At 61.3% G+C, this 25,013-nt stretch carries 21 protein-coding genes; 11 read left to right on the forward strand and 10 right to left on the reverse strand.

Going from position 1 to position 25,013, the window contains the following annotated elements:
• Positions 1–3 precede the first annotated feature (3 nt).
• Positions 4–954: a DUF1853 family protein gene (locus tag H043_RS0118765; RefSeq protein ID WP_027613140.1), complete on the forward strand. Its 951-nt coding sequence runs from the start codon at positions 4–6 to the stop codon at positions 952–954.
• Between the two features lie 129 nt (positions 955–1,083).
• Here H043_RS0118765 and H043_RS0118770 read toward each other — a convergent pair whose 3' ends face one another.
• Positions 1,084–2,367 (reverse strand): arsenic transporter, encoded by a 1,284-nt coding sequence (locus H043_RS0118770; protein WP_027613141.1) that lies wholly within the window; start codon positions 2,365–2,367, stop codon positions 1,084–1,086.
• A 160-nt stretch (positions 2,368–2,527) separates the two neighbouring features.
• Positions 2,528–3,085, reverse strand: a complete 558-nt coding sequence (locus H043_RS0118775; protein WP_027613142.1) for an NADPH-dependent FMN reductase — start codon at positions 3,083–3,085, stop codon at positions 2,528–2,530.
• Between the two features lie 183 nt (positions 3,086–3,268).
• On the opposite strand from H043_RS0118775, the gene H043_RS0118780 reads away from it, so the two are divergent.
• Both H043_RS0118780 and H043_RS0118785 read left to right on the forward strand, forming a co-directional pair.
• The gene (locus tag H043_RS0118780; RefSeq protein WP_007965845.1) at positions 3,269–3,499 is read left to right on the forward strand and encodes a hypothetical protein; all 231 of its coding nucleotides are present in this window, start codon (positions 3,269–3,271) and stop codon (positions 3,497–3,499) included.
• Positions 3,500–3,584: 85 nt separating this feature from the next.
• Positions 3,585–4,478, forward strand: a complete 894-nt coding sequence (locus tag H043_RS0118785; protein ID WP_027613143.1) for a LysR substrate-binding domain-containing protein — start codon at positions 3,585–3,587, stop codon at positions 4,476–4,478.
• Here H043_RS0118785 and H043_RS0118790 read toward each other — a convergent pair.
• From H043_RS0118790 to H043_RS0118810, 5 genes are all read right to left on the reverse strand, one after another.
• Entirely contained in the window at positions 4,444–5,058 is a 615-nt protein-coding gene (locus tag H043_RS0118790) for a GNAT family N-acetyltransferase (RefSeq protein ID WP_027613144.1), read from the reverse strand. The two genes, H043_RS0118785 and H043_RS0118790, sit on opposite strands and share 35 nt — an antisense overlap.
• 14 nt (positions 5,059–5,072) lie before the next feature.
• Positions 5,073–7,328, reverse strand: coding sequence for an Orn/Lys/Arg decarboxylase N-terminal domain-containing protein (locus tag H043_RS0118795; protein ID WP_027613145.1), 2,256 nt, complete (start codon positions 7,326–7,328; stop codon positions 5,073–5,075).
• 219 nt (positions 7,329–7,547) lie between these two features.
• Positions 7,548–8,306: a DNA polymerase III subunit epsilon gene (dnaQ, locus tag H043_RS0118800; protein WP_027613146.1), complete on the reverse strand. Its 759-nt coding sequence runs from the start codon at positions 8,304–8,306 to the stop codon at positions 7,548–7,550.
• A gap of 183 nt (positions 8,307–8,489) precedes the next feature.
• A complete protein-coding gene (gene rnhA / locus H043_RS0118805; protein ID WP_003224162.1) occupies positions 8,490–8,951 on the reverse strand; it encodes a ribonuclease HI in 462 nt (153 codons plus the stop codon).
• Between the two features lie 91 nt (positions 8,952–9,042).
• A complete protein-coding gene (locus H043_RS0118810; protein WP_003224159.1) occupies positions 9,043–9,801 on the reverse strand; it encodes a methyltransferase domain-containing protein in 759 nt (252 codons plus the stop codon).
• 66 nt (positions 9,802–9,867) lie between these two features.
• Between H043_RS0118810 and gloB the strand changes: the two genes are divergently transcribed.
• The 8 genes from gloB to fabI all read left to right on the forward strand — a co-directional run bounded on the left by gloB (position 9,868) and on the right by fabI (position 20,686).
• Positions 9,868–10,635, forward strand: coding sequence for a hydroxyacylglutathione hydrolase (gloB, locus tag H043_RS0118815; protein ID WP_027613147.1), 768 nt, complete (start codon positions 9,868–9,870; stop codon positions 10,633–10,635).
• A 99-nt stretch (positions 10,636–10,734) separates the two neighbouring features.
• Positions 10,735–12,201, forward strand: coding sequence for a LysM peptidoglycan-binding domain-containing protein (locus H043_RS0118820; protein WP_007965321.1), 1,467 nt, complete (start codon positions 10,735–10,737; stop codon positions 12,199–12,201).
• Between the two features lie 289 nt (positions 12,202–12,490).
• Positions 12,491–14,323 (forward strand): extracellular solute-binding protein, encoded by a 1,833-nt coding sequence (locus H043_RS0118825; RefSeq protein WP_027613148.1) that lies wholly within the window; start codon positions 12,491–12,493, stop codon positions 14,321–14,323.
• Positions 14,320–16,161 carry an extracellular solute-binding protein gene (locus H043_RS0118830; protein WP_027613149.1) on the forward strand — a complete coding sequence of 614 codons (1,842 nt, stop codon included), beginning with the start codon at positions 14,320–14,322 and terminating at the stop codon, positions 16,159–16,161. The genes H043_RS0118825 and H043_RS0118830 overlap by 4 nt, the downstream gene beginning before the upstream one ends.
• A gap of 4 nt (positions 16,162–16,165) precedes the next feature.
• A complete protein-coding gene (locus H043_RS0118835) occupies positions 16,166–17,239 on the forward strand; it encodes a microcin C ABC transporter permease YejB (protein ID WP_003224148.1) in 1,074 nt (357 codons plus the stop codon).
• Between the two features lies 1 nt (position 17,240).
• Complete coding sequence (locus H043_RS0118840) at positions 17,241–18,260, forward strand: ABC transporter permease (RefSeq protein WP_007965317.1); 1,020 nt, start codon at positions 17,241–17,243, stop codon at positions 18,258–18,260.
• A 1-nt stretch (position 18,261) separates the two neighbouring features.
• Positions 18,262–19,872, forward strand: a complete 1,611-nt coding sequence (locus H043_RS0118845; RefSeq protein ID WP_027613150.1) for an ABC transporter ATP-binding protein — start codon at positions 18,262–18,264, stop codon at positions 19,870–19,872.
• Between the two features lie 19 nt (positions 19,873–19,891).
• Positions 19,892–20,686, forward strand: coding sequence for an enoyl-ACP reductase FabI (gene fabI / locus H043_RS0118850; protein WP_003202751.1), 795 nt, complete (start codon positions 19,892–19,894; stop codon positions 20,684–20,686).
• A 553-nt stretch (positions 20,687–21,239) separates the two neighbouring features.
• Here fabI and H043_RS0118855 read toward each other — a convergent pair.
• Genes H043_RS0118855 through H043_RS0118865 form a run of 3 tightly spaced genes read right to left on the reverse strand, consistent with a single transcriptional unit; the run spans position 21,240 to position 25,008 of the window.
• Entirely contained in the window at positions 21,240–22,205 is a 966-nt protein-coding gene (locus H043_RS0118855; RefSeq protein WP_027613151.1) for a sensor domain-containing diguanylate cyclase, read from the reverse strand.
• A 60-nt stretch (positions 22,206–22,265) separates the two neighbouring features.
• Positions 22,266–22,844, reverse strand: coding sequence for a hypothetical protein (locus H043_RS0118860; RefSeq protein ID WP_027613152.1), 579 nt, complete (start codon positions 22,842–22,844; stop codon positions 22,266–22,268).
• A 1-nt stretch (position 22,845) separates the two neighbouring features.
• Positions 22,846–25,008 (reverse strand): xanthine dehydrogenase family protein molybdopterin-binding subunit, encoded by a 2,163-nt coding sequence (locus H043_RS0118865; protein ID WP_027613153.1) that lies wholly within the window; start codon positions 25,006–25,008, stop codon positions 22,846–22,848.
• Positions 25,009–25,013: the final 5 nt, after the last annotated feature.

Below are 25,013 nucleotides of genomic sequence, written 5' to 3' on the forward strand. Positions count from 1 at the left end.
AAGATGATCCTGTTTCCCGACCTGCTTCAGTTGCCACACCAATTACGCCATCCCGAAGTGCGTGATCTGGCGTGGGTGATTCTCGCGCCGCCGATGCTGGCCGCGACGCCGTGGCCGCAGCGCCATCCGCTGGCCGGCAGCGACTGGGTCAGTGATCCGCAGCGCCTGGAGCACTGGCTGCGGCAACTTGATCGTGACAGTTATGGTTTGCTGCACTGGCTGTCGCAGGCGCGTACCCGGCGGCTGGGCCTGTATTACGAACGGTTGTGGCAGTTTGCCGTGGAGCATGCGCCGGGCATCGAACTGATTGCCGCCAACCTGCCGATCCGCCGCGAAGGCCACACCCTCGGTGAACTGGACATGCTGCTGCGCGACCGCGACGGTGTGCATCACCTGGAACTGGCGATCAAGCTCTATCTCGGCCCGCAGAATGGCGACGGCCACGACCCGGCGCAGTGGCTGGGGCCGGGCTGTCACGATCGACTGGACCGCAAACTGGCGCATCTGGCCGAACATCAACTGCCGATCTCGGCGCGCCCGGAAAGTCGCGAGGTGCTGGCGAAGCTGGATATCGAGGTGTTCAGTGCGCAGCTGTGGCTGGGCGGATACCTGTTATACCCGTGGCCCGGCACGTCTGCCTCACCGAGCGGCGCGCATCCGCAACATTTGCGCGGGAGCTGGCTGCATCAGAAGGATTGGCCGGCGTTCGTCGCTCAACGTCCGGCCGGGCGCTGGCAACCCCTGCCCCGCCATGCGTGGCTGGCGCCGGCACACTACCCGGCGGATCAGACCTGGAGTGCTGAACATCTGCAGATGTGGCTGGACGACCTGGAACCGATGGCCCCGGCGCAACTGCTGGTGCGCCTGACCGAGAATGCGCAGGGCGAATGGGAAGAGGCGGAGCGGTTGTTTCTGGTGGCGGATCTTTGGCCGAATGTGCCGGGCCAGGCCTGAAAATTTCAATGCCTGACCCGGCCTCTTCGCGAGCAGGCTCGCTCCCACATTTGGACTGCATTTCAAATGTAGGGAGAGGCGCCACACTCCCTGTGGGAGCGAGCCTGCTCGCGAATGGGCCGACTCGGTCTAAAGGGATAACCGCAGCGCCAAAGCCGCCAAAGTAATCAACAACACCGGCACCGTCAGCACAATCCCGACCTTGAAGTAATAGCCCCAGCCAATCCGGATATCCTTGCGCGCCAGCACATGCAGCCAGAGCAAGGTCGCCAGACTGCCGATCGGGGTGATTTTCGGCCCCAAGTCGCTGCCGATCACGTTGGCGTAGATCATCGCTTCCTTGATCACACCGCTGGCCTGACTGGCATCGATCGACAACAAGCCGATCAGCACTGTCGGCAAGTTGTTCATGATCGACGACAACAGCGCGGTCAGCACCCCTGTGCCCAGCGCCGCGCCCCACACACCGTACCCGGCAAACACATCCAGCCAGCCGGCCAGATACCCGGTCAGCCCGGCATTGCGCAGGCCATAGACCACCAGATACATGCCGAGCGAGAAAATCACGATCTGCCACGGCGCTTCTTTCAGCACCTTGCGCGTGGAAATCTTGTGGCCTCGGGCGGCGATCCCCAGCAGCAGCGCCGCACAGACCGCCGAGATCGCGCTGATCGGGATGCCCATCTGTTCGAGGAAGAAGCAGCCGATCAACAGGATCACCAGCACCACCCAGCCGGCATAGAACGTGGCTTTGTCGTGGATCGCCGTGTGCGGCTGTTCGAGCTGTTCGGGGTCGTAAGCCTTGGGAATGTCGCGGCGGAAAAACCACATCAGCACGCCGAGCGTCGCGGCCACGCTGACGAAGTTGACCGGCACCATCACCGCCGCGTAGCGGTTGAAGCCGATGTGGAAGAAGTCTGCCGAGACGATGTTGACCAGGTTCGACACCACCAGCGGCAGGCTCGCGGTGTCGGCGATGAAACCGGCGCCCATGACGAACGCCAAGGTCGCCGCCGGGGAAAAGCGCAGCGCCAGCAGCATCGAAATCACGATCGGGGTGAGGATCAGCGCCGCACCGTCATTGGCGAACAGCGCCGACACCAGCGCGCCGAGCAGCACCATGAAGGCAAACAGCTTGCGCCCACTGCCCCGCCCCCAGCGCGCCACGTGCAACGCGGCCCAGGCGAAGAACCCGGCTTCGTCGAGCAACAGGCTGATGATGATCAGTGCGACGAAGGTGCCGGTGGCGTTCCAGATGATTTGCCACACCAGCGGAATATCGCTCAGGTGCACGACGCCGAAGATCAGCGCCAGCACCGCGCCGAGCGTCGCGCTCCAGCCGACCCCGAGGCCTTTGGGTTGCCAGATGACAAGGGTGATGGTCAGCAGGAAGATCAGTGACGCAGCGAGCATTCGCGACAGCCTTCAATTATTCAATGAGTGGAGATCCAAACGTGGGAGCGGGCTTGCTCGCGAAAGCGGTGTGTCAGATGACAACTTTGTGTCTGACACACCGCCTTCGCGAGCAAGCCCGCTCCCACAGGATCTCTGTTTTATCGCAGCTCTGACCAGATTATTTCTTGTGTTGTTCCACAAATTTCCCATACGCATTAATGAAATTCTGCAGGAACGGTTTGACCGACTCGCTCAACTTGCCCGCCTCGTCAAACGCCGAACCCGCGCCCCCCAGATACGCTTCCGGCTGCTGCATGCACGGCACATCGAGAAACACGAAGGATTGGCGCAAATGCTGGTTGGCACCAAAACCGCCAATCGCCCCCGGCGACACACTGATCACCGCACCCGGTTTGCCGCTCCAGACGGCCTTGCCATACGGCCGCGAACCCACGTCAATCGCATTCTTCAAAGGCGCCGGCACCGAGCGGTTATATTCCGGGGTGACGAACAGCACCGCGTCGGAAGAACCGACTTCCTGGCGGAAAGTGCTGTAGGCTGCCGGCGGTGAATCGCCGTCGATGTCTTCGTTATAGAGTGGCAGGTCGCCAATCTCGACAATCTTCAGTTTGAGGTTCGCCGGTGCCAGCTCGGCCAGCGCCAGCGCGACTTTGCGGTTGATCGATGCTTTGCGCAGGCTGCCGACGACTACAGCGACGTTGTAGACATTGCTCATGGAAGACTCTCGACTGTCGGTGGGAAGAGCCAGTAGTTATAGATGATTCGATGACAGTTTCACCAGCGAGCAAGGGAAATTCCTGCGCGCTGATTATTTTTTTCCTGTAGGAAAACTTACAGGGCTTGATGACGGTCTACCAAGCCGCAAATCAAGCGTTTTATCTCCAGAGGTTCTAAGCAGATGGCAGCAGTACTCGTCGGTCAGTTCCATGCAAGAGATGCGGAAGGCCGCGTTTATTCCGTGCATGAGTTCCAGGAATCCACCCCGTCGGCAGACGGTTCCACTGGCTCGGAGCCGATTTACAAACTGGCCATTGGCGATCGCGTCAACAAAGTCAGTGACACCGAGTTTCTCCTGGTTCAGTCAGGTATTACCCTGACCCGTGAGCCTGAGACAACCGTCGCGTCATAACCGGCCGTTATGAGCAGAAGTCATATGCGAAGACTTGGGGTAGGATTCAGCCACTGACCCCACCTGCTGAACATGGACTTCACGCATGCGTTTACGTCATATCGAAGTGATTCAGGCGCTCTTGCAGACCGGTCACCTGGGCACCGCCGCCGAATGGCTGCAGCTCCCGGTGACCGAGGTCGAAGAGCGTTTGCGCGAAGCCGAGAGCGAGCTGGGGTTCATGCTGTTCGCCAGCGTACGCGGTCGATTGCAATCGACGCCCGAAGCGCGGGCGCTGCAAGTCGAGATCGCTCATGTCTATGAGGCACTGGAACCGGTGCAGCGCTTGGCCAGCAGCCTCAAGCAATACCTCGCCCCGCCCCTGCGCATCATCGGCACCCCGCCGCTGGCGCAACAGCTGTTGCCGCAAAGTATCGCGCTGCTGCGCCGACGCTTGCCCGACGCTCCTTGCCGCTTGCTCAGCTCTCCGACCTGCGACATCGTCCGCAGCCTGCTGCTGCGCGAAAGCGATCTGGGCCTGAGCCTGCACGATCCAGAACACCCCGACATCCACTGCCAGCCATTGGCCCACGGCAAGCTGCAACTGCTCGCGCCCCACGGCTGGCTGCAACCGAAGCAAAAATACATTTCCCTGCAGGATCTGGCTGGCCAGGCAATGGTCGGCCTCGAAGGCCACGACCCGTTGAGCCCGGCGCTGGAGAACAAACTCCAGGCCCTGCGCCCGGCACCGAGCATCCAGACCCGAGTGCAAACTCATCAGATGATGCGCAGCATGGTCGAGGCCGGCGAAGGCCTGGCCATCGTCGACCCGTTCACCGCCCTCGGCGCGCGGACGAGCGGGCTGGATGTCTGCCCGTTGTCACCGGCGGTGCCGATCAGCCTGTATGCGCTGACCTACCGACACAGCGCCATGCCGGCCGCGATTCAGACCCTGCTGACGATCGTCACGGAACAAGCCGAGGCGATGCTGGCGAGCTGAGCGAATGTTCCAGCGGGTTATCGAACAGTCGATACCAGAACAACGCAATTTCCGCGGTGTTCGGATCAATCCCGCGATAACGTAGATGGTCGATACCGCCAATCTCGTAGCCACAACGCTCATACAAACGACAGGCGCCGAGGTTGTTGTTCTGGGTTTCGAGCATGATCCCCGGCAGTTTTTTCTTGCGACTCCAGAACTGCGCGACATCCAGCAGCGCCTTGGCCACACCATGCCGGCGCGCCGGTGCGTGTACCGCCAGCTCATCGATATGGGCAAAGCCGTTCCAGTTGGTGCTGATCACCAGATGACCGACCGGCTCATCATCGAGATACGCCATGAAGATCGCGCTGTCGGCGGCATCGCGATAGCTGCTGAACTCTTCAGGATCAATGCCGTAGCACTTGCGGTACGGCACGATCGGCGTCACCGCCCAGCGCTCGACCGGTTGACCAATGACGGCGGCACCGTACGCGCCCACCTCGAAACTGAAGTCGCTGCCCCAGATGTACGCCGCGAAACCATCGTCGGCGACGCGCACCGACAGCCCTGGGTATTTCGGATTCATGACCGGTTGCATACTCGGAAAAGTCCTCATTCCTTGACGCAATCGACGGTGTACTGCCGTCCATTGCCCTCGTCTTCATGTTGCAGTCCATGCACATCAGCGACAAAACCGGGGAAGCTGCTATCGAACGTGCGGGCGAACTTCAGGTAGTCAATGATCGAGCGGGTTGCCTCGGTAAAGCGCTCGCCGGGCATGATCAATGGAATTCCCGGTGGATACGGCACCAGCATCACCGCCGCGATCCTTCCTTCCAGCTCATCGATCGGCACCGCCTCGACTTCGCCGCGCACCAGATGATCATAGGCATGGGCCGGCTTCATTGCGATTTCCGGCAGCACCGTGTACATGCGTTTCAGATGTTTGGCGGTGGCGTTGCTGCGGTAACAGGCGTGCAGTTGATCGCACAGGTCACGCAGGCCCATGCCGCGATAGCGCGCGGTGTCTTGCTGCGCCACGCACGGCAGGCAGGTCGCGAGACTGATGTTGGCGTCGTAACTGCGCTTGAACTCCAGCAACTCGGTGAGCAGCGTGCTCCACTTGCCTTTGGTGATGCCCATCGAGAACAGCACCAGGAACGAATACAGCCCGGTCTTCTCCACCACCAGCCCGCGCTCCCAGAGGAACTTGCTGACCACCGCCGCCGGGATGCCCTTCTCGCTCAGCGCGCCACCGGCATTCAACCCGGGCATGACCAGGGTCACTTTGATCGGGTCGAGCAGCACATAGTCGTCACTGACTTCGCCGAAGCCGTGCCAGTCGGCGTCCGGTTGCAGCAGCCAGTCTTCAGTCTGCACCCGGTCGATGCCTTCGACGCCGGGCGGCTGCCAGATCGAGAACCACCAGTCGTCCGCCGCAATGTGCTCGCGCAGATTGGCCAGCGCCCGGCGAAAACTCAGCGCTTCATCGAAGGTTTCCTGCAACAGCGAACGCCCGGCCGGGCCTTCCATCATGGCCGAGGCCACATCCAGCGAAGCGATGATGCTGTACTGCGGCGAAGTCGAGATGTGCATCATGAACGCTTCGTTGAAACGGTCACGGTCCAGTTGCCGCGCTCCGCCGTCCTGCACATGAATCATCGAGGCCTGGCTGAATGCGGCGAGCAGCTTGTGCGTGGAATGGGTAGTGAACACCAGCGGGCTGTCTTCGGTGCGCGAGGTGGCCATGCCATAACGCCCGGCGAAGAACTCGTGAAACGCCGCGTAGGCGTACCACGCCTCATCGAAATGCAGCACTTCAACGCTATTGCCCAGACTCTGTTTGATCAGCTCGGCGTTGTAGCAAAGCCCGTCGTAGGTCGAATTGGTCACCACCGCCAGTTTGACTTTTGGCGCCCGGCCCTTGGTCAGCGGGCTGGCGTCGATCTTCGCCTGAATCGATTCGCGACTGAATTCGCTCAGCGGAATCGGGCCGATGATCCCCAGCTCATTGCGCTCCGGACACAGGTACAGCGGGATCGCGCCGGTCATGATGATCGCGTGCAGCACCGATTTGTGGCAGTTGCGATCGACCAGCACCAGATCATCCCGACCGACCATCGAGTGCCAGACGATCTTGTTGGCGGTCGAGGTGCCATTGATCACGAAAAACGTGTGATCGGCGCCGAAGTTGCGCGCGGCGCGCTCTTCGGCTTCGGCCAGCGGCCCAGTGTGATCGAGCAGTGAACCGAGTTCCGGCACCGATACCGACAAGTCCGAACGCAGGGTGTTTTCACCAAAGAACTGATGAAACGCCTGCCCCACCGGACTCTTGTGATAGGCCACGCCACCGCCATGCCCGGGGGTGTGCCAGGAATAGTTGGAGTCGGCGGTGTGCTGCACCAGCGCCTTGAAAAACGGCGGCAGCAGACCGTCCAGATACTTGCGCGCCGCCCGCGCCACTTGCCGCGCCAGAAACGGCACAGTGTCTTCGAACAGATAGAGAATGCCGCGCAGTTGATTGAGCTCGGCCATGGCATCGGCGGGGGCGTTTTCCAGAGTGACCTGTTCGCCGAGGGCAAAGATCGGCAGATCCGGCGCGCGCACCCGGGCCAGACCGATCAGTTCGGCCATGTTCTGCAGCAGATGCGAGTTGGTGCTGGCGTCTTCGGCAGCGATCAGCATGCACGCCAGACCATGATGGGTGGAGGCCACCAACCGCCCTTCGGTGTAGTCGATGGCCGAAACGATATTGAAACCTTCCTGCTCCAACTCCCGGGCGATGCCACGGATACGGTCACCGGCGACCGTGTCGGCCTTGATGTCGCGGTGGACGATCAACACCGGAAACTTCAAATCTTTGTACATGAGGCTCAGTGTCCCGAGGCGGCGGATCAAAGTCTGCCAATGCACTCAGGGTAGAGGGTTGCAGCGAAAGTGGCGAGGGTGGCCAGTTGGCTTCATTCAGCCAAAAGCAAAAGATCGTCCGAACGCGGCCCGAACCTTCGGCAGCTCCTACAGGGATCGCATTCCAATGTAGGAGCTGCCGAAGGCTGCGATCTTTTGATCTTTTGATCTTTTGATCTTTCAGGCTTGAGCATCAGCCTCGGCAATCTGCGTCCACAGCGCCGGACCGCCCGCCGACTTGGCGATGATTTCCAGCCGCGCCATATGCGCCGCCAGTTCCTCTTCCGTCGCCCGAATGATCCGCGCAGGCTGACGACTCGCCGGCAGACGACGGATTTCGGTGGCGGAGTTGTCCGCGCCCTCGCCCGTGCCATTGCCGTCGGAAGCGTTGCCGGCCAGCGACAGACTGGTCTGGCCACCGGTCATGGTCAGGTAGACGTCGGCGAGAATCTCCGAGTCGAGCAAGGCGCCGTGCAGTTCACGGCCAGAGTTGTCGACGCCATAACGTTTGCACAAGGCGTCGAGGCTGTTGCGCTGCCCCGGGTGACGTTCCCGAGCCATCATCAGGGTGTCGAGGATGGTGCAATGCTGGGTGATGTCAGCGCGATCGTGCTGACCCATCAAGGCAAATTCGTTGTTGATGAAGCCAACGTCGAACGCCGCGTTATGGATGATCAGTTGCGCGCCGTTGATGAACTCGAAGAACTCGTCGGCCACTTCGGCGAAGCGCGGTTTGCCGACGAGGAATTCGTTGGTGATGCCGTGAACGCCGATCGCGCCCTCGTCACTCTCGCGATCCGGTTGCAGGTAGACGTGAAAGTGCCGGCCCGTCAGGCGCCGACCGATCAGTTCGACACAGCCGATCTCAATGATCCGGTGACCATCGGTCACCGGCATGCCGGTGGTTTCGGTATCGAGTACAACGGATCTGGTGGCCATCAGTGTTCAATTCTCAACGGGGTCAATCGTGCAAAAGCGGCGATGTTAACACGCTCGGTGGGGGTGTTTCAGTCAGACCGTGTCGCCCCATTCGCGAGCAGGCTCGCTCCCACAGGGAAGCGCATTCCAATGTGGGAGCGAGCCTGCTCGCGAATGGGCCGTACCACAGTGCAGCGCCGTTAATCAGCTCTGCTTGTACCCGCGAACTTCATCCACCCCACGGTTGGCCAACTGGTCAGCCCGTTCGTTACCGTGATGACCAATGTGCCCGCGCACCCACTTCCAGGTGACCTTATGCCGGTTGACCTGCTCATCCAGCTCTTTCCACAGATCAGCGTTTTTCACCGGTTCTTTCGCCGCCGTCTTCCAGCCGCGTTTTTTCCAGTTGGCCATCCACTCGTTGATGCCCTTCATCACATATTGCGAGTCGGTCACCAGCAGCACTTCGCACGGCCGCTTCAAGGCTTCGAGGCCACGGATGGCGCCGAGCAGTTCCATGCGGTTGTTGGTGGTATTGGCTTCGCCGCCCCACAGTTCCTTTTCGACGCCCTTGCACACCAGCAAGGCGCCCCAGCCGCCCGGGCCTGGATTGCCCTTGCAGGCACCGTCGGTGAACAGTTCTACGCTATCGACGCTTTCGCTCATGCCACTCTATCCAGAAAAATGCCTGGCCCCGTCAATCGCGGATCGACGATGGCCGCGGCCGGAACAAGTCCGGCCACTATAAAAAGAAGGTTTACGGTTCGATACGACGGCGGTTGACCTTGGCCATCGGCAGCGGAATCAGCTTGCCCATCGGCTCGCGACGCTCCTGACGCACCGGGCGCAGGCCGACCACGATCTTGCGCGCGACCAATAAATAGAAGCCACCGCCCGACAGTTGCCAGTCGCCGGCCTTGCGTTCCCAGCCGGCCAGTCGGGCCTGCCACTTGGGCGACGCGAGCGGCGGACGATAGCACCCGAAGCGGCGTTTCTCCAGCGCAAACCCCAGCAGATTGAGCCAGTCGGCGACCCGCGATGGCGAGATGCAGCGTGCCTGGCGCAAGGCGTCGTGGGCAAATACGTGGCGCAAACCCCAGGTGCTCCAGGGGTTGATGCCGATGATCAGCAGATGCCCGCCGGGGCGTACACTGCTTGCCGCTTCGCGCAGCAAACCGTGGGGCGACAGACAGAAATCCAGACCGTGCTGCAACACCACCACGTCGGCGGCGTGCTCACTCAATGGCCAGGCCTGTTCCTCGCAGACGATCTCGACACCCGGCAACGGCGCGCCGAGCCGCACGTTGCGCTGTACCTGCGGCGCCGACGGCGGAGTCTGGGCCGACGGCCCGTAATGCACCAGATAGCCGCCGAAGAACCGCCCCAACTCGTCTTCGAGCATGCGCCGTTCTTCATCCAGCAGAAATTGCCCGAGCGGGCCGGCCAGCCATTCTCGGGCCGCGCCGATCAACGCCAGCCAGTCGGGATCGGCCTGAGCGAACGCTTTATCGGTCATGTCATTCTCCAACGCCGCTAGAAGCTCTAAGATGCGCCAATGTTTTCCGCTTGGCGAATTCCGACGATGATACAGATCAGTGCCCTGCCCGCGTTCACCGACAACTACATCTGGTTGTTACAGGATCACCGCACCCAGCGCTGCGCCGTGGTCGACCCGGGCGATGCCGCGCCGGTGCAGGCCTGGCTGGCCGCGCACCCGGGCTGGGTGTTGAGCGACATTCTGATCACCCATCACCATCACGATCACGTCGGCGGCGTCGAACGCCTGAAAGCGGCGAGTGGCGCCAAAGTCTACGGCCCGGCCAGCGAAAACATCCCGGGGCGCGACGTGGCGCTCAAGGACAACGACACGGTCAGCGTGCTCGGCTGGGATTTCGATGTCTATGCGGTGCCCGGTCACACCCTCGGCCACATCGCCTATTACCACCACGGCCTGCTGTTTTGCGGCGACACCCTGTTCGCCGCCGGTTGCGGACGCCTGTTCGAAGGCACGCCGGAGCAGATGCACCACTCGCTCGGCCGTCTCGCTGCCCTGCCCGAGGATACGCTGGTGTATTGCACCCATGAATACACCCTGAGCAATCTGAAATTTGCTGCGGCAGTCGAACCGAGCAACCCGGACATTGCCGCCCGTCTGGAAAAAGTCACCCGGCAACGGGAAAAAGGCGTGATGACCCTGCCCTCTACCCTGGCCCTGGAAAAGCTCACAAATCCGTTTTTGCGTACCGCTGAAACATTAGTTACACAAAAAGTGGACGAACGGGCAGGCGCTCAAAACCGGGCGCCGAGTGAGGTTTTTGCGGCTCTGCGGGCATGGAAAGATAAGTTCTAAGTGACTCACCAGTTGGTACAAAAATTCTGAATGGTTGACCGCAGGGGGTGCGCTTTCTAGAATCGCCCGACATTTTTGCCCGGAACTTACTTCCAGCCAATGTCGTCATCCATACGTAAGTCCGTCAATTCAGACACGCTGACCCGCCTGGCGCAAGCCATCGCGGTGGCTGTGTCCGCCACGTTGGCGGGCTGTTCCAGCCATGCTCCGCAACCTGAAGCGAGCCATACGCCGAACATTGCTGCGCGAGCCAAGCAGAAACCGATCTGGCTCAGCGAAAAGCCCAGCCCGCAGGTGCCTCAGGACATCTGGGAGCGCATGCGCGGTGGTTTCCAGCTGCAGGACGGCCTGGGCGTCAACCCGCGCATCGAGCAGCAGCGGCTGTGGTTTGCCAGCAACCCGTCCTTTCTGGAGAACGCCGGCGAACGCGGCAGTCTCTACATTCATTACATCGTCGAGCGTCTCGAAGAGCGCAACATGCCGCTGGAACTGGCCCTGCTGCCAGTGATCGAGAGCGCCTACAACCCGATGGCCTATTCCCGGGCCGACGCATCGGGCCTGTGGCAATTCATCCCGTCCACCGGTCGTTACTACAACCTGCGCCAGACCCGCTTCTATGATGGCCGTCGCGATATCACCGCCTCGACCACCGCCGCGATGGACTACCTGACTCGTCTGCACGACATGTTCAACGGTGACTGGCTGCTGGCCCTGGCGGCCTATAACGCCGGTGAAGGCACGGTCAGCCGTGCCATCGAGCGTAACGAGAAGCTCGGCCTGCCGACCGATTATTGGAACCTGTCGTCGTTGCCGGCGGAAACCCAGGCCTACGTGCCGAAGCTGCTGGCCCTGTCGCAAGTGGTGCTGGCCCCGGAAGCCTACGGGGTGAACCTCAACCCGATCGCCAACGAACCCTATTTCCAGGTCGTCGAAATCAACCAGCGCATGGACCTGTCCAAGGTCGCAGCGGTGGCCAACATCGACGAAGACGAGCTGTTCCAGCTCAACCCGGCTTTCAAGCAGCGCACCACCATCGACGGTCCTCAGCATCTGCTGGTGCCGACGTCCAAGGCGCAATTGCTGACCGCCAGCCTGCAGACCATGCGGCCTGAAGAGCTGATCAGCCCACGCTCGCTGAAGCCGGTGTTCGACGGTGCCGACCCGACTGAAGTGGCGAAGCTCAAGCGCGCTTACCGGGTCAAACGCGGCGACAATCTCGGTTCCATCGCCAAGGCCAACAAGGTCGAAGTCAAGGATCTGCAGCGCTGGAACAAGCTGACCGGCAAGAACCTCAAGGTCGGCCAGACCTTGGTGATGCAGGACAACACCAAGCGCACCCCGGCGCGCAGCGGTGGCCGGGTCAACACGGTGATCGCCGCCAACAGCAAGAGCAAAGGCAAAGCCGACAGCCAGCAGCAGACCCAGTACAAGGTCAAGCGTGGCGACACATTGTATGTGGTGGCCAAGCGTTTCAACGTCGAGATGCAGCATCTCAAGCGCTGGAACCCGGGTGCCGGCAAGGCCCTCAAGCCTGGGCAGATGCTCACGGTTTATCAGCCGCACTGACAGAAGAGCCCCTGAAATTCAGGGGCTTTTTTATTACCAGAATATTGTCCCTGACGGATTCCTTGTGGTGAGGGGATTTATCCCCGATGGGGCGCGAAGCGACCCCCTGCCTTCCAAAAACCACGGGGACTGCTGCGCAGTCCATCGGGGATAAATCCCCTCGCTACAATGCAAACCGGGCAAGCATTGCACGCCGATTAACAGCGCATTAACCCGCTATCTTTTTCCTGTCCAGACAAGCTGTTACTGTACGGCCCACTAAGCCCAAGCCGCCTGGATCGGATCTGACTTGAAGCGTCCCCTCCTCCTGCTCCTGATCAGCCTGGCCTTGAGCTCACCCGCAAGCGCGACGATTACCGAAAGTCACGGTTATGCGCAGTTCGGCACGCTCAAGTACCCGGCCAGATTTACCCACTTCGACTGGGTCAACCCGCAAGCGCCCAAGGGCGGTACGTTGCGGGTGATGGCGTTCGGCACCTTCGATACGGTCAACCCGTACACCTTCAAGGGCACCAGCCCGGTCACCACGCCGAATTTCCTGCAGTACGGCATCAATGAGCTGAACGAGCCGCTGATGGTCGGCACCGGCCAGTATTCGCCGTCCGGTGACGAACCGGCGTCCAGTTATGGCTTAATCGCGCAATCGGTGGAGTACAGCGAAGATCGCAGCTGGGTGGTGTTCAATCTGCGCCCGGAAGCACGCTTTCACGACGGCACCCAGATCACCGCTTACGACGTGGCGTTCTCCTACCGAATACTGCTCAAGGACGGCCACCCGCTGTACCGCACCGCCCTGCAGGAAGTGTCGCGGGTCGACATCCTCAACCCGCAGCGCATTCGTTTCGTGATGAAACGCTCGGGCAATCCGTTACTGATCCTGCGCCTCGGCGAGTTGCCGGTGCTGCCGCAGCATTACTGGAAGGATCGCGACTTCAAGGCCACCACCTTCGAACCACCGCTGGGCAGCGGCCCGTACCGCATCACCTCAGTGACGCCGGGGCGGCAGCTGATTTTCGAGCGGGTCAAGGATTACTGGGGCAAGGATCTGCCGGTCAATCGCGGCAAGTACAACTTCGATCGCATGGAAGTCGAGTTCTACCGCGACAGCGACGTGGCCTTCGAAGCGTTCAAGGCCGGCGAATTCGACATCTACATCGAGCATCAGGCGAAGAACTGGGCCAACGGCTACAACTTTCCGGCGGTGCGCCGTGGCGAAGTGATCAAGGCGCAGATTCCGCACCAGATCCCGACGCAGAGCCAAGGCCTGTTCATGAACACCCGACGCGCGACCTTCAGCGACGTCAAGGTGCGCGAAGCGCTGGGCCTGATGTTCGACTTCGAATGGACCAACCGCGCGCTGTTCAGCGATGCCTACCAGCGCACCACCAGCTACTACCCTAACAGCGAGTTTTCCGCGACGGGGCTGCCGGTCGGCCATGAATGGCTGATGCTCAAGCCGTACAAGGAGCAACTACCGGCCAAGCTGTTCACCGAGCCGTTCAGCCTGCCGCAAACCGATGGCCGTGGCATCCCGCGAGAGACCATGCGCAAGGCCCTGGCCCTGCTCGCCGAGGCCGGCTGGAAGCTCAACGGCCAGCGCCTGCAAAACACCGCAGGGCAGCCGCTGAGCTTCGAACTGTTGCTGGTCAATCCGAACCTTGAGCGGATCCTCCAGCCCTATATCGAGAACCTCAACAGCATCGGCATCGACGCGCGCCTGCGCACGGTGGATCGCGCCCAGTACAAACAGCGTCTGGACCAGTTCGATTTCGACATGATCCTGATGACCCTCAACCAGACCCTCAGCCCGGGTCTGGAGCAATGGCAGTACTTCCATTCCAGTCAGGTCGGGGTCAAGGGCAGCAAGAATTACGCCGGCATTGCCAACCCGGTGGTCGATCACCTGCTCGAACAATTACTCGCCGCGCAAACCCGCGACGAACAGGTCGCCGCCGGCAAGGCGCTGGACCGCGTGCTGCTCTGGCAGCACTACAGCATTCCCAACTGGTACCTCAATTATCACCGACTGGCCTACCGCAACCGGTTGGCCTTCGTCACCACGCCGCCCTACACCCTGGGCCTGAGCGCGTGGTGGCTGAAATCTTCGGAGAACAATAAATGACGCCCATCCGCGCCCTGCTCGTGCAGGCCAGCGGTCTGCTGTTCGCCGGGCTGGCGATTGCCGCCCCGCAACACGCTGTGACCCTGTACAACGAGCCGCCGAAATACCCGGCGGACTTCAAGCAGTTCGATTACGTGAACCCCGACGCGCCCAAGGGCGGGATCTTCCGTCAGGCCGGGTTCGGCGGCTTCGACAGCCTCAACCCGTTCATCAGCAAAGGCGTGCCGGCCGATGATATCGGGCAGATCTACGACACCCTGACCAAGCACAGCCTCGACGAGCCGTTCACCGAGTACGGCCTGATCGCCGCGAAGATCGAGAAAGCCCCGGACAACAGCTGGGTACGTTTCTACCTGCGCCCGGAAGCGCGTTTTCACGATGGCCATCCGGTGCGCGCCGAAGACGTGGTGTTCAGCTTCCAGACCCTGACCAAGGACGGCTCGCCGCTGTTTCGCGGCTACTACAGCGATGTCGAAGAGGCCATCGCCGAAGACCCGCTCAAGGTGCTGTTCAAGTTCAAGCACACCAACAATCGCGAGTTGCCGCTGATCCTCGGTCAGCTCCCGGTGCTGCCGAAACACTGGTGGGCCAGTCGTGATTTTTCCAAGGGCAATCTGGAGATCCCGCTGGGCAGCGGCCCGTACAAGGTCGCCGAAGTGAAAGCCGGGCGCTCGGTGCGCTATGAACGGGTCAAGGACTACTGGGGCAAGGATCTGCCGGTCAATCGCGGGTTCTACAACTTCGACGTAATGACCACCGATTACTACCGCGACAACACCGTCGCCGTCGAAGCGCTGAAGGCCGGCCAGTTCGATTACTGGCTGGAAATGACCGCGAAGAACTGGGCCAACGCCTACAACATCCCGGCCGTGACCGAAGGTCGGCTGATCAAGGAACAGATCGCCAACAGCAACCCGACCGGCATGCAGGGCTTCGTTTTCAACTTGCGCCGTCCGGTGTTTCAGGATGTGCGGGTGCGTCAGGCGCTCGGCCTGCTGTTCGATTTCGAGTGGACCAACAAGCAGCTGTTCAACGGTGCCTACTTCCGCACCCGCAGCTATTTCGAGAACTCGGAAATGGCCGCCACCGGCCTGCCCGACGTCGAACAACGGGCGATCCTCGAACCGTTTCGCAGCAAGCTGCCGGCGCAGGTGTTCAGCGAAGCCTTCGAGAACCCGAAGACCGACGCCAGCGGCATGATCCGCACCCAGCAGCGCGAGGCCTATCAATTGCTGCAGGAGGCTGGCTGGAAGATCGTCGACGACAAAATGGTCGACGCCAGCGGCAAACCGGTGGTCATCGAGTTTCTTCTGGCGCAGACCGAATTCGAACGCGTGCTGCTGCCGTTCAAACGCAATCTGGCCGACCTCGGCATCGATCTGGTGATCCGCCGTGTCGACGTTTCGCAATACATCAACCGCGTGCGCTCGCGGGACTTCGACATGATGGTCGGCAGCTTTCCGCAATCCAATTCGCCGGGCAACGAGCAGCGCGAATTCTGGATGAGCGCCGCCGCCGACAAACCGAGCAGCCGCAACACCATGGGCCTGAAGGATCCGATCGTCGATCAACTGGTGGAGAACCTGATCAACGCCGACTCGCGCAGCAGCCTGGTGGCGCACGCCCGGGCGCTGGATCGAGTGCTGCAATGGGGTTACTACGTGGTCCCCAACTGGCACATCAAGACCTGGCGCGTGGCGTACTGGAACCACATCGGTCACCCGAAAGTCTCGCCCAAATACGACATCGGGATTAATACCTGGTGGGTCAAGCCTGACGCGAAGCCCGCCATAGAAGTCGAAACCAAACTGCAAGCCGACCCTGTGGGCACGGAGTAATCAGATGCTGGCGTATATCTTTCGGCGACTGCTGCTGATCATCCCGACCCTGTTCGGCATCCTGCTGATCAACTTCGTGATCATCCAGGCCGCGCCCGGCGGCCCGGTGGAGCAGATGATCGCCAAGCTCGAAGGCTTCGAAGGCGCCACCAGCCGCATCGCCGGTGGCGGTGCCGAGGTCTCGGTGGCCGGCTCCGCGTATCGTGGCGCGCAAGGCCTCGACCCAGCGCTGATCAAGGAAATCGAGCACATGTACGGGTTCGACAAATCGGCCCCGGAACGTCTGTGGATCATGGTCAAGAACTACGCGAAGCTGGATTTCGGCGACAGCTTTTTCCGTGACGCCAAGGTCATCGACCTGATCAAGGAAAAGATGCCGGTGTCGATCTCCCTCGGGCTGTGGAGCACGCTGATCATGTACCTGGTGTCGATCCCGCTGGGGATCGCCAAGGCCACGCGGCACGGCAGCCACTTCGACGTGTGGACCAGTTCGGCGATCATCATCGGCTATGCGATTCCGGCTTTTCTTTTTGCCATCCTGCTGATCGTGGTGTTTGCCGGCGGCAGCTATCTGGACTGGTTCCCGCTACGCGGGCTGACCTCGAACAACTTCGATGAGCTGAGCCTGGGCGGCAAGATCCTCGACTATTTCTGGCACCTGGCGCTGCCGGTGACCGCGCTGGTGATCGGCAACTTCGCGACCATGACCCTGCTGACCAAAAACAGCTTCCTCGACGAGATCAACAAGCAGTACGTGGTCACCGCCAAGGCCAAGGGCCTGACGCGCAATCGCGTGCTCTACGGCCATGTGTTCCGCAACGCCATGCTGCTGGTGATTGCCGGGTTCCCGTCAGCGTTCATCGGCATCTTCTTCACCGGCTCGTTGCTGGTGGAAGTGATTTTCTCCCTCGACGGTCTGGGTCTGATGAGTTTCGAAGCGGCGATCAACCGCGATTACCCGGTGGTGTTCGGCACTCTGTTCATCTTCACCCTGCTCGGCCTGGTGGTGAAACTGATCGGCGATCTCACCTACACCCTGGTCGATCCGCGCATCGACTTCGCCAGCCGGGAGCATTGAGATGAACCTGTCCCCTCTCAACCGCCGCCGGTTCGAACTGTTCAAGGCCAACAAGCGTGGCTGGTGGTCGCTGTGGCTGTTTCTGATCCTGTTCGGCCTGAGCCTCGGTGCCGAACTGATCGCCAACGACAAGCCGCTGGTGGTGCATTACGACAACCACTGGTACTTCCCGGCGATCAAGCGCTACCCGGAAACCACCTTCGGCGGCGAATTCCCGCTGGAAGCCAACTACAAGAGCCCGTACATCCGCGAACTGCTCAAGGCCAAGGATGCGTGGGTGTTGTGGGCGCCGATCCCCTACAGCTACCAGAGCATCAACTACGACCTGAAAGTCCCGGCCCCAGCCCCGCCGTCGGCGGACAACCTGCTCGGCACCGACGATCAGGGCCGCGATGTGCTCGCGCGGGTGATCTACGGCTTCCGCATTTCCGTACTGTTTGCCCTGACGCTGACCGTGCTCAGCTCGATCATCGGCGTGATCGCCGGCGCGCTGCAGGGTTTCTATGGCGGCTGGGTCGATCTGGCCGGGCAACGCTTTCTGGAGATCTGGTCGGGATTGCCGGTGCTGTACCTGCTGATCATCCTTGCCAGTTTCGTCCAGCCGAATTTCTGGTGGCTGCTGGGGATCATGCTGTTGTTCTCGTGGATGAGCCTGGTCGACGTGGTGCGCGCCGAGTTCCTGCGTGGCCGCAACCTCGAATACGTGCGTGCGGCACGGGCGCTGGGCATGCAGAACGGCGCGATCATGTTCCGCCACATTCTGCCCAACGCGATGGTCTCGACCATGACCTTCATGCCGTTCATCCTCACCGGTGCCATCGGCACCCTGACCGCGCTGGACTTCCTCGGCTTCGGCTTGCCGGCCGGCAGCCCGTCGCTGGGTGAACTGGTGGCCCAGGGCAAATCCAACCTGCAGGCACCGTGGCTGGGCATGAGCGCGTTCGCGGTGCTGGCGCTGATGTTGAGTTTGCTGGTGTTTATCGGCGAGTCCGCTCGCGATGCCTTCGACCCGAGGAAGTGAAATGAATCAGGACAATCTGATCGAAGTGCGCGACCTCGCCGTCGAGTTCGGCTTCAACGAGCGGCTGCACCGGGTGGTCGAGGGCGTGAGCTTCGACATCAAACGCGGCGAAACCCTGGCCCTGGTCGGCGAGTCCGGCTCGGGCAAATCGGTGACGGCGCACTCGATCCTGCGCCTGCTGCCCTACCCGCTGGCCCGCCATCCGGCCGGCAGCATCAACTATGCCGGGCAGAATCTGCTGGGGCTGAGCGAAAAGACCATCCGGCATATTCGCGGCAACCGCATCGCGATGATCTTTCAGGAGCCGATGACCTCGCTCAACCCGCTGCACTCGATCGAGAAGCAGATCAACGAGATCCTCGGCATCCACAAGGGTCTGAGCGGCAAAGTCGCGACCAAGCGCACTTTGGAGCTGCTGGAGATGGTCGGCATCCCCGAGCCGCACAAACGCCTCAAGGCCCTGCCCCACGAATTGTCCGGCGGCCAGCGCCAGCGGGTGATGATCGCCATGGCGCTGGCCAACGAGCCGGAGCTGCTCATCGCCGACGAACCCACCACCGCACTGGACGTGACCGTTCAGCTGAAAATCCTCGATTTGCTCAAGGAATTGCAGGCCAGATTGGGCATGTCGCTGCTACTGATCAGTCACGATTTGAACCTGGTGCGAAGAATTGCGCATCGCGTATGTGTCATGCAGCGCGGTTGCATCGTCGAACAGGCATCGTGCGCAGAGCTGTTCCGTTCGCCGCAGCATCCGTACACTCGGGAATTGCTCGGCGCGGAGCCCAGCGGAGGCCCGGCGAGCAATAAAATCGGGGCGCCGCTGCTCGAAGTCGAGAACCTCAAAGTCTGGTTCCCGATCAAGAAAGGCCTGCTCAAGCGCACGGTGGATTACGTCAAGGCAGTGGACGGCATCAATTTCAGCCTGCCTCAGGGTCAGACCCTGGGGATCGTGGGGGAAAGCGGTTCCGGCAAATCCACCCTCGGTCTGGCGATTTTGCGGCTGATCGGCAGCAAAGGCGCGATCCGCTTTGAGGGTAAGCAGCTAGACTGCCTGACGCAGAACGAGGTTCGCCCGTTGCGTCGGGAGATGCAGGTGGTGTTTCAGGATCCGTTCGGCAGCCTGAGTCCGCGGATGTGCGTCAGCGACATCGTTGGCGAAGGCTTGCGGATTCACAAGATGGGCACCGCCGCCGAGCAGGAAGCGGCGATTATTGCGGCATTGAAGGAGGTAGGTCTGGATCCGGAAACCCGGCACCGCTACCCTCACGAATTTTCCGGTGGGCAACGGCAACGTATCGCCATTGCCCGGGCTTTGGTGCTGAAACCGGCGCTGATCCTGCTGGACGAGCCAACTTCTGCGCTCGACCGCACGGTGCAGCGGCAAGTGGTGGAGCTGTTACGTTCACTGCAAGCCAAGTACAACCTGACGTATTTGTTCATCAGCCATGACCTGGCTGTCGTCAAAGCGCTGAGCCACCAGTTGATGGTGGTCAAGCATGGCCAAGTGGTCGAACAGGGAGACGCGCAAGATATTTTTGCCGCCCCCAAACATCCGTATACACAGCAGTTGCTGGAAGCCGCTTTTTTGGCACCAGCCACTGCGCAATAACCTGAAAGAGGAGCAACACATGGGTTTTCTCGCCGGTAAGCGCGTACTGATCGTCGGTGTCGCCAGCAAGCTGTCCATCGCATCCGGCATCGCTGCCGCCATGCATCGCGAGGGCGCTGAGCTTGCCTTCACTTATCAGAACGACAAACTGAAAGGTCGTGTTGAGGAATTCGCTCAAGGCTGGGGTTCGAGCCCTGAGCTGTGCTTCCCGTGCGACGTGGCCAGCGATGAAGAAATCGCCAAGGTCTTCGAAGAACTGAGCAAGAAGTGGGACGGCCTGGACTGCATCGTGCACTCCGTCGGCTTCGCCCCGGGCGACCAACTGGACGGCGACTTCACCGAAGCCACCACCCGTGAAGGTTTCCGCATCGCTCACGACATCAGCGCCTACAGCTTCGTGGCCCTGGCCAAGGCTGGCCGCGAAATGATGAAAGGCCGCAACGGCAGCCTGCTGACTCTGTCGTACCTGGGCGCCGAGCGCACCATGCCGAACTACAACGTGATGGGCATGGCCAAGGCTTCGCTGGAAGCTGGCGTACGCTACCTGGCCGGCTCCCTGGGCCCGGACGGCACCCGCGTCAACTGCGTATCGGCCGGCCCGATCCGTACCCTGGCAGCCTCGGGCATCAAGAACTTCCGCAAGATGCTGGCCGCCAACGAAGCGCAAACCCCACTGCGCCGCAACGTCACCATCGAAGAAGTCGGCAACGCCGGCGCCTTCCTGTGCTCCGACCTGGCGTCGGGCATCAGCGGTGAAATCATGTACGTGGACGGCGGCTTCAACACCACCGCCATGGGCAACATCGAAGAGTAATCTTCGGTCTGCCGATAAAAAACCCGCCAATCGGCGGGTTTTTTTGTGCCTGCAATGTCTTCAACAACCCAAATCCCCCTGTAGGAGTGAGCTTGAATTTCGTGAACAGCGGATAAACCTGTGGGAGTGGGCTTGCTCACGAAGAGGCCGGCACATTCAACATGGATATCGCCTGACCGGACGCTTTCGCGAGCAAGCTCGCTCCCACACTGTTTTTACGATGTGCCTGAATTTTATGGGCAGCCGACAAACCTGTGGGAGTGAGCTTGCTCACGAAGAGGCTGGCACATTCGACATGGATATAGCCTGAGCGGACGCTTTCGCGAGCAAGCCCGCTCCCACACTGTTTTGCGATGCGCCTGAACTTTGTGGGCAGCCGCTAAACCTGTGGGAGTGGGCTTGCTCACGAAGAGGCCGGCACATTCAACATGGATATCGCCTGACCGGACGCTTTCGCGAGCAAGCCCGCTCCCACAGGGTTCTGCGGTGTGCCGGGATTTCGTGGGCAGCCGCTAAATCTGTGGGAGCTGGCTTGCCAGCGATGAGGCCTGAATCAGCGCCGTTTCAACGCCTGCTTGTGCGCATACATCGCCTCGTCGGCATCGGCCAGCAGTCGATCCACCGTTTCATGGCGTTGCGGATCGTATTCGATCTGGCCGACGCTGAAGCGAATCTCGTAGCCGCGCTGCAACATCGCATTGCGCTCGTCGAGGATTTCCTTGAGCCGCGCCATGATCGCTGTGGTTTCAACGTGACTGGAGCCGGTCAGCAGCGCCACGAACTCGTCACCGCCCAAGCGCCCGACCACGTCGCTCTCGCGAAAAGCGATGCGCAGCACATCGGCAAAGGTCTTCAGCGCACTGTCGCCTTCGGCATGGCCGTAACGATCGTTGATCTGTTTGAAGTCATTGAGATCGAAAAACAGCAGCGTCGCCGGTTTATCCCGGTGTTTGCAGGCGTCCAGCGCATGCTGGGCCAGGGTCTTGAAGCCGCGGCGGTTGGACAGCAGCGTCAGCTCGTCCATGCTTGCCATCTGCACCGCCATCAACTCTTGCTCGGCCATGCCGGCGAGATCGCGCAACAGGGCACGCTCCTCGTCGTCGAGTTCGCGCGGCTGGGTGTCGATCAGGCACAACGTGCCCATTTTGTTGCCGTTGGGCACGGTCAGCGGGTAGCCCGCGTAGAAACGAATCTTTGGCTCGCCGGTAACCAGCGGATTGTCATGAAAGCGTCTGTCCTGCTTGGCATCGGGCACCAGCAGCAATTCGTCCTGAAGAATCGCGTGCCCACAGAACGACACATCTCGCGGGGTTTCGTTGACGTCGAGGCCGACGCACGACTTGAACCATTGCCGATCCTTGTCCACCAGTGTGACCAGCGCAATCGGCACGTTGAACAGGCGTTTGGCTAGACGGGTCAAACGGTCGAAGCGTTCTTCGGGCGCAGAATCCAGGACGTTCAGTGCGTGCAACGCCTGGATTCGCACAGCTTCATTGGCAGGTTTACTCGGGGCCAGCATCACGCACTCCATCGAGGTCAGTGGCCGTAGAGTAGCCTGATTTTGCGCAGGGTCACATCGTCAACTCCCGGCTACCGGGCACGGCCCACCGGCATCGGCCCAAAGCTTGAACTGGGCCACAAAAATGTCATGCGGCACCGGCACCGGTGCGCGCCCTGCCCCGGGATTCCAGCCCCACAACACCAGTTTGTCGTCGCTGACATGTTTGATCAGTGCAGCGAAATCACGGTCGCCGTTGCTCGAACGGTCCTTGATCATCGCGCACAACTTGTCCGGTGGCAGGCCGATCCAGGCCATCTTGTGCGCCGCCGGCGGCAGGCTCCAGTGCGGCGCCCCCGGAGGTGCATGCGGGCCATAACTGGCCGGCGGATTGCTCTCGGCGTGGCAGGTGGCGCAAGGCAAACCGGCAGCGCCCTTGCCGTCCATGCCGCGCACCACATTCATCGCGTGTGGAATGCCGGCATCGAACTGCAGCGGCGAGTCGCCGGGGATGTGGCAGTTCTGGCAGCGCGGGCTCTGGAACACCTTCTGCACCGTGCCGAACGCCTTGAGCGCTTCCTGATCGTCGGCGAACAGGTCCGAGGCGTAGCCGCCCAGCCCCAGCAACATCATCGTGCCCAACAGCAGATGTCGTTTCATCTCACACCCCCGACAGTTGCAGCGGCAGTTCACGCAAGCGCTGCCCGGTCAGCGCATACACGGCATTGGCCACCGCCGGCGCGGTGGGCGGAACCCCGGCCTCGCCGATGCCGCCGGGCTTGTCGCTGCTGGGCACGATATGCACCTCGACCAGCGGCATCTCGTTGAGCCGCAGCACCTGGTAATCGTGATAATTGGACTGCACCACCGCGCCATCCTTGAGCGTCAGTTTGCTGTGCAGCGCCATGCCCAGGCCAAAGGTGATACACGATTCCATCTGCGCCGCGATGCTCTGCGGATTGACCGCGATTCCGCAATCCACCGCACACACCACGCGGTGCACGCGGATCGCCAGATTGTCCTGCGAGACCTCGGCCACCTGCGCCACATAACTGCCGAACGACTCGTGTACCGCCACGCCCAATGCATGCCCGTCAGGCAACGGCGCTGTCCAGTTGGCCTTCTCCACCGCCAGATTCAGCACGCCGAGATGGCGCGCGTGGTCCTTGAGCAAGGTGCGTCGGTATTCCACCGGATCCTTGCCCGCCGCTGAGGCCATCTCATCGATCAGCGACTCCATGACGAACGCGGTGTGGCTGTGCCCCACCGAACGCAGCCACAGCACATTGATTCCGGTCTGCGGCGAATGCAGCTCGACCTGTTGATGGGCCAGGCCCTTGATATACGGGCTGTCGGCCACACCTTCGACCGAAGTCGCGTCGATGCCGTTCTTGACCATGGTCTGTTCGAGCATGGTGCCGGCCATGATCGACTGGCCGACCAGCACATGCTGCCAGCTCAGCGGCATGCCCTGCCCGTCCAGGCCTATGCGTGCCTGATGCAGGAACATCGAGCGGTAATAGCCGCCGCGAATGTCGTCCTCGCGCGACCACACGGTTTTCACCGGCAGCCCGGCGGCTTTCGCCACTTGCACCGCTTCGGCGACGAAGTCCGAGGTCGGATTGGCCCGCCGCCCGAATCCGCCGCCAAGAAATTCGGTGTGAATTTCCACCTGTTCCGGTTTGAGTCCGGTGATCTTGCCGGCGACCATCTGATCGAGGGTCTGGAATTGCGTGCCGGTCCAGATCTCGCACTTTTCGGCGCTGATCTTCACTGTGCAGTTCAGCGGTTCCATCGGTGCGTGCGCCAGATACGGCACGCTGTATTCGACGTCGATTTTCTTCGCCGCCTTGTCGAAGTTGCCTTTCGGATCCCCAGCCTGGCTGGCGGAAGTGCCCGGTGTCGCTGCCAGTTTGCGGAAACTGTCGAGCAGGCCCTGGCTGCTCAGGTCAGCGTGCGGCCCGAGATCCCAATCGACCTTCAGCGCATCGCGACCAAGTTTCGCCGCCCAGTAATGATCGGCAATCACCGCCACACCGGTCGGCACCTGTACCACTTTGTGCACACCGGGCACCGCCAGTGCCTCGGCGCCCTCGAAGGATTTGACCGTGGCACCGAACACCGGCGCACGGGCGACCATCGCGGTCATCAAGCCCTCGAATTGCACGTCCATGCCGAACTTGGCGCGGCCGGTGATTTTCTCCGGGGTATCGAGGCGTTTGGTCGGTTTGCCGATGACTTTCCAGTCCTTGGCCTCTTTGAAGGTGATCGACTTTGGATCTGGCACTGGCAGTTGCCCGGCGGCGTCCGCCAGTTCGCCGTACGTCGCGCGTTTATCGCCGGCGATCACTACGCCGGACTCGGTGCGAATCGTCGACGCAGCGACGTTGAAGCGCTTGGCCGCCGCTTCCACCAGCATCTGCCGCGCCGTGGCCCCGGCGAGCCGGTAGCGGTCGAATTCCATCCAGGTCGAGGTCGAGCCGCCAGTAATCTGCATCCCGCCAAACGCGGGCATGCCGTAATTGGCCGCCGAGGCCGGCGAGTGCTCGACGCGGATCGTCGACCAGTCGGCGTCCAGTTCTTCGGCGATCAGCATGGTCAGGCCGGTCCAGATGCCCTGGCCCATTTCAGAATGCCCGAGCAACACCGTCACGCTGTTGTCGGCGGCAATGCGCAAAAACGCATTCGGCGCGAAGACCTTGCCTTCATTCTCCGCCGCCAGAGCAAAACGATGGGCACCGGGCACGACAAACGCCACCACCAGACCGCCACCCAGCACGGCACTGCCCTTGAGAAATCCGCGACGCGATACAGGACTGTTCATCGTCT

The sequence above is a fragment of the Pseudomonas sp. URIL14HWK12:I6 genome, from assembly GCF_000514195.1.
Classification (GTDB): Bacteria; Pseudomonadota; Gammaproteobacteria; order Pseudomonadales; family Pseudomonadaceae; genus Aquipseudomonas; species Aquipseudomonas putida_A.